The organism is Leptolyngbya sp. FACHB-711 (genome assembly GCF_014695615.1).
In the GTDB taxonomy this organism is placed as follows: Bacteria; Cyanobacteriota; Cyanobacteriia; order Elainellales; family Elainellaceae; genus Leptolyngbya_A.
On the sequence record NZ_JACJOR010000052.1, the window covers coordinates 1 to 5,416 of the forward strand.

Genomic DNA, 5,416 nt, shown 5'->3' on the forward strand with positions numbered 1-5,416 from the left:
AAAGGCGATCGATCGATTCAATAAAACCGTTGCTGCCGATCCGCGAGTTGAGCAAGTGCTGTTGCCGCTGCGAGATGGCATCACGGTGATCCGCCGCCTGTAGTCTCAAGTTTCCCTTCCTGTGCGACGGCTCTGACCAGCATTGTTTGGTTTGAGCCTCGCCTTTCATATTTTATGCCCATCCTGCGGTGTGCTAATTCCTAAACGATGAATTCTCAATCAATATCCGATCGCACTCTAGCTGAGCTGCAAAATTTAGCAACACTGGCATTATTGTATGTCGTCTTTCCAGTTAATTTGATTATTGTTGCCATTACACTGATTATTCATACGTTAAATTCGCAAGCTAATTCCGAAACAAATTCTGCGAATGTTCGTATTAATTCAGGATCTAATCAAAGAACTGTTTTAATTACGGGCGGCAAAATGACTAAAGCATTGCAGCTTGCCCGTTCTTTTCATGCTGCCGGACATCGTGTGATTTTGGTTGAAATTGATAAATACTGGATGACCGGACATCGGTTCTCGAAAGCAGTCGATCGCTTTTATACCGTAGCCTCACCCCGAACAGATCTAGAAGCATTTCTTCAGGATCTTACCGCGATCGTTAAACAAGAGCAGGTTAACTTTTTGGTTCCCGTCACTGCTGCTAATGAAAGCTATTACACAGCATTAGCAAAATCATCACTGCCGTCGTCCTGTGAAGTTTTTCAGTTTGATACGGATTTGATTCGTCGATTGGATGACAAATATGAATTTTCTCAGATGGCAAATGCGATCGGGTTATCCGTTCCCCGTACGTTCCGCATCACCTCCCCAGAGCAGCTTCTAGATTTTGAATTTCCATCGGACAGCAGCCGCTATATTTTCAAAAATATTGCCTATGATGCGGTGCATCGGTTGGACATGACCCAGTATCCGATGGCATCCCGGCAGGCTGCTCAGGCACAGCTTCAAGGTTTGCCGATTCGAGCAGACAATCCCTGGGTTCTCCAGGAGTTTATCCCGGGGCAGGAATACTGCACCCACAGCACAGTGCAAAACGGCAAAATTCAGCTTCACTGCTGTTCCCGATCGTCTGCCTTTCAAGTGAATTACGAGCAGGTCGATCATCCCAAAATTCTTGAGTGGGTGACGCGATTTGTCGAAGCCTATCAGCTCACGGGACAAATCTCGTTCGACTTTATCGAAGCACAGAATGGCACAGTGTATGCGATCGAATGCAATCCCCGTACCCATTCGGCAATTACCCTGTTTTACAATCATCCTGGCGTTGCCGATGCCTATCTCAGCAAACAGCCGCTCCCAGACGCGCCGCTTCAACCCCTGCCTAGCAGCAAGCCGACTTATTGGACATATCACGAACTCTGGCGACTGACCGGAATTCGCTCATCCAGTGATTTCATCCAGTGGTTCAATTCCTTACTGCGCGGCAAAGACGCTATTCTTCAGGCCGACGATCCGCTGCCGTTTCTTATGGTGCATCACTGGCATATCCCGCTGCTGTTACTCAACGCGCTGCAACGTCAAAAACGCTGGGTCAGAATTGACTTCAACATCGGCAAACTGGTGGAATTGGGCGGCGATTAGCGTGATTCAAAAGAGGGACGAAATGCGACCGAATCACGTTCTTTTGTGAGAGGGGGAACCCAAATTTTGCTTTTTAGAATAAGCACAACTTTTGTTGATTCACCCGAAGCAAGATTTATGCAGTACGACCAGTTTATTAAGCACGTCCAGAGCTTTGCTCAACTCGATTCGCGTGAGGCCGCTGAAACCGCCACTGGAGCTGTGTTAGAAACGATCGCAGACCGCATTGTGGGCGACGAGGCACACCAGCTTGCTGCCCAGCTTCCTAAACAGCTTGATGAGTACCTGTACGGACGCGAAGGACAAAACGGAACCTACTTTTCCCTGCGAGAATTCTACGAGCGCGTGGCTCAAAAAGCAGGCGTTGAACTGACGATCGCCCCTACTTACTGCCGAGCTGTCTTTGCGGTGCTTAACGCTGCCGTTACCCCTGGCGAATTTGCAGACGTAAAAGCCAACTTCTCTGAAGAATACGAGGAACTGTTTGCTCCCCCCGCCCAGGTGTAAGCCAATTATCAGGCGAATCGTCAGGCGATCGTATGACCCAGCCTCTTGCCTTTATGGTGAGAGGTTTTAAGTGGTGAGCGGTTTCAAATTGTCCCTTAACGGAACTGAGCTGAACATCTGCAAAAAACGGCATTGCTGAATCGGGATAGGAAGGGTGCAAATTTAGCTTCTGTATCGCCCCCTAAATCCCTCAATACTGGGGGACTTTGAATTCTGGTTCCCCCAAAGTTGGGGGGCTAGGGGGGCGTATCATACTCCGATTCAGCAACACCCAAAAAACTTGCAAAAGAAAAAGGGCGAGTCGATCGCCCCTTGAATGGTTAATGCATACGGTGTAGGTATCGTGTAATTGAACCGTGCAATTGAACGCGGATGAATAGCTTGTCGCGATCGCGCTATTCGATCACCCCGACAACTGGAGCCGCTTCGGGTCGCGAGAACCTCGGAAGTAAGCTTTTTGCGTAGATCTGGGGATTTCGCTGAGCAATTTGGCTATAGGACTGATTGAGTCCGGCATTTACTGCCACAGTCTTTGCGTCGTACATCTGGGTTGCCAGCTTGGGATAGAAGCCAATACCAATCGTCAGCACCAGGAAGCAGGCAGCGATGAAGACTTCACGCGGTTTCGCGTCGCTAAAGACCGCATCAGCAGGCAAAACGCAATTCGTGCCAAAGCAAACCACTTCTTGAGTGCCCACCGCTGCCACACTCGCTCCACTAATATCACAGGAAGGCGGAACGGTGACACCATAGAAGACCTGACGCAGCATCGAGAGCAGATAAACCGGAGTCAGAATCAGTCCGATCGCCGCCAGAATCACCGTTACGGTGCGGAAAGTGGAACCGTAGACATCGCTGGTTGCTACGCCAACAAAGACTGAAATCTCGCTGACAAAGCCGCTCATGCCAGGAAGGGCTAGAGATGCCATTGATGCCGCCGTAAACAGGGCAAATACTTTGGGCATTGCCTTACCAATCCCGCCCATTTCCTCCATTGCCAAGGTGTGGGTGCGATCGTAGGTCACGCCTGCCAGGAAGAACAGAGCTGCCGCAATCAAACCGTGGGACAGCATTTGCAGCATTGCGCCGCTAATTCCGACATCGGTAAAGGAAGCAATGCCCAGCAGCACAAACCCCATGTGCGAAATTGAGGAATAGGCTAACCGCCGCTTCATATTGGACTGAGCGAACGAATTAAACGCACCGTAGATGATGTTTACCACGCCCAGCACTGCCAGAATGGGGGCAAAGTAAATGTGCGCTTCGGGCAGCAGTTCCAGATTCAGGCGAATCAAACCATAGCCGCCCATCTTCAGCAGCACGCCTGCCAGAATCATTGAGACGGGAGCAGATGCCTCACCGTGAGCATCCGGTAGCCAAGTGTGGAGGGGAAAAATCGCTAGCTTCACACCAAAGGCAATCAGCAAACCTGCATACAGCAGCAGTTCCAGCGTCAGCGGATAGTCTTTCAGACCCAGCTCCGCCATGTTGAAGGTAATGTCTGTGCCGCCATACAGACCCATTGCCAAACCCGCAACCAGGATGAAAATTGAAGCGGCTGCCGTGTAAAGGAGGAATTTCGTTGCCGCATAGCGTCGTCTTTGCCCGCCCCAGATCGAAACCAGCAGATAGACGGGAACCAGCTCAATCTCCCACATGATGAACAGCAGCAGGATATCTTGAGCCACGAACACGCCAATCTGTGCGGAGTACAGCACCAGGAGCAGGAAGTAGAAGAGTCTTGGCTTGCGATCGACCTGCCAAGCGGCAAAGATCGACAGCGTAGTTACAAATCCAGCCAGAAGAACCAGTGGGGCAGAAATTCCATCAACCGAAACTGCCCAGTTCAGACCTAACTGGGGAACCCAGGAATAGCTTTCTGCGAGTTGAAACGTTGCACTGCTCGGATCGTAATGCTTCCAGAAGGCGTAACACGTTAAAGCAAAATCTGCGAGACCTACGCCCAGGGCATACCACCGCAACTGCTTGCCGTTTTTGTCGGGCAGCACGGGGATGAGGAGGGAAGCTACGAGGGGGAGCAGGACGATCGCAGTTAGCCAGGGAAAATGATCGGCTGTCATGGTAATGAGCAAAAATACTTACCTTTGTATGTCGCTATTCTACTAAAGAGTATGTACTTTTGTTCATAAGACTTTACCTTACCTCAATATCAGTTTTATTCGAGGCAAGCAAAAAAGCAGAAAAGCCGGAGCCGGAGGTCTGCTGCTTCATTTGGTGCTTCAGGATGCAATCCAATCCAGTACCGCGAAAACAAGCTCCTCAGCTTGAATGCTCTGTTCCACTGCACACATTGCACAGACCGATACCCCTCCCAGTTCAGGAGCGTGAAATGCGCTGGTGTTATAACCGGGTCCACCGCCGTTATGACCTAACACTAAGCCCCATCTTGATGCTGGATCTCCCATAAGGCCCAGTCCATAGCTTGGCTTGACCCAGCGCGGAGACTCTGCCTGAGGTGAATTGCTGGTATCTGGCATCGGAACGGGTGTAAGGATTGCCATTTCTTCAACGCAATGTCCTGGAAGAAGACGATCGCCAAACACAGCATTCAAAAACAGCACAATCTCAGCAGGAGTTGATGCGATCACACCGTGAGATACCCAGCCAGGATGATAGAAGTGGCGAACATCACGAGCTGTTCTATCGGCAGCCAGGGCGCGAGAGAAGGCTGGCGCAAGGGAGGTAAGTTCCGCGATCGATTCTGGTACAAACGTTTGACGTAACCCCAGGGGGCGAACAATGTGATTGAAGATGAGATTGCGAAAGGAAATACCCGTTGCGGCTTCGGCAATGCGTTTTAAGAGCAGATAGCCGGGGTTCGAGTACGCCCAGCCTGTTCCTGGCGCAAACAATAGCCCCTGCTCATAGGTGGCGGCTGCAAACTGGTCAAACGACCAGGGCACGGATGGAGAAGTGCGTACTGCCTCGTGGTAAGCCTGCAAAGAACCGTAGTCTGGAATTCCGGCAGTATGGTTGAGCAGTTGGCGCAGAGAAATGCAATCGGCTTGAGCAATGTTGGGAAACCACCGCACCAGAGGGTCTTCGAGCGATAGCCGTCCTTCCTCCTGCAGCAGAAGCAATAGAGCCGCCGTAAAGGTTTTGGTAATGCTGTATGCCAGGAAAGTAGGCTCATCTGGGATCGAAGCTGGCAGCCAAACTGATTCAGGCTTTGCGCCTGGCTTCAGGGCAACGGCAATCCCGGCAATGCCCCGATCCTGAACCCGATCGTTGAGTATCTGAAATAGTGGTTCCCTCAAGTTAGTCACTGCATCTCTCCCGTTCACCGTTGACCTCATCA

At 50.8% G+C, this 5,416-nt stretch carries 5 protein-coding genes; 3 read left to right on the forward strand and 2 right to left on the reverse strand.

All coding sequences use genetic code 11. The features are described from left to right. Nucleotides 1-7: 7 nt before the first annotated feature. From H6F80_RS30535 to H6F80_RS01005, 3 genes are all read left to right on the forward strand, one after another. Complete coding sequence (locus tag H6F80_RS30535) at nucleotides 8-103, forward strand: hypothetical protein (protein ID WP_518523494.1); 96 nt, start codon at nucleotides 8-10, stop codon at nucleotides 101-103. A 104-nt stretch (nucleotides 104-207) separates the two neighbouring features. Then, a complete protein-coding gene (locus tag H6F80_RS01000) occupies nucleotides 208-1,590 on the forward strand; it encodes an ATP-grasp domain-containing protein (protein ID WP_190789758.1) in 1,383 nt (460 codons plus the stop codon). Nucleotides 1,591-1,707: 117 nt separating this feature from the next. Beyond that, the gene (locus H6F80_RS01005) at nucleotides 1,708-2,097 is read left to right on the forward strand and encodes a DUF2267 domain-containing protein (protein WP_190789759.1); all 390 of its coding nucleotides are present in this window, start codon (nucleotides 1,708-1,710) and stop codon (nucleotides 2,095-2,097) included. Nucleotides 2,098-2,492: 395 nt separating this feature from the next. On the opposite strand, the gene H6F80_RS01010 is transcribed toward H6F80_RS01005, so the two are convergent. After that, nucleotides 2,493-4,178: an NAD(P)H-quinone oxidoreductase subunit 4 gene (locus tag H6F80_RS01010; RefSeq protein WP_190789760.1), complete on the reverse strand. Its 1,686-nt coding sequence runs from the start codon at nucleotides 4,176-4,178 to the stop codon at nucleotides 2,493-2,495. Between the two features lie 159 nt (nucleotides 4,179-4,337). Continuing rightward, nucleotides 4,338-5,416: serine hydrolase domain-containing protein (locus H6F80_RS01015; protein WP_206755016.1), on the reverse strand; the 1,079-nt coding region annotated here is incomplete at its 5' end.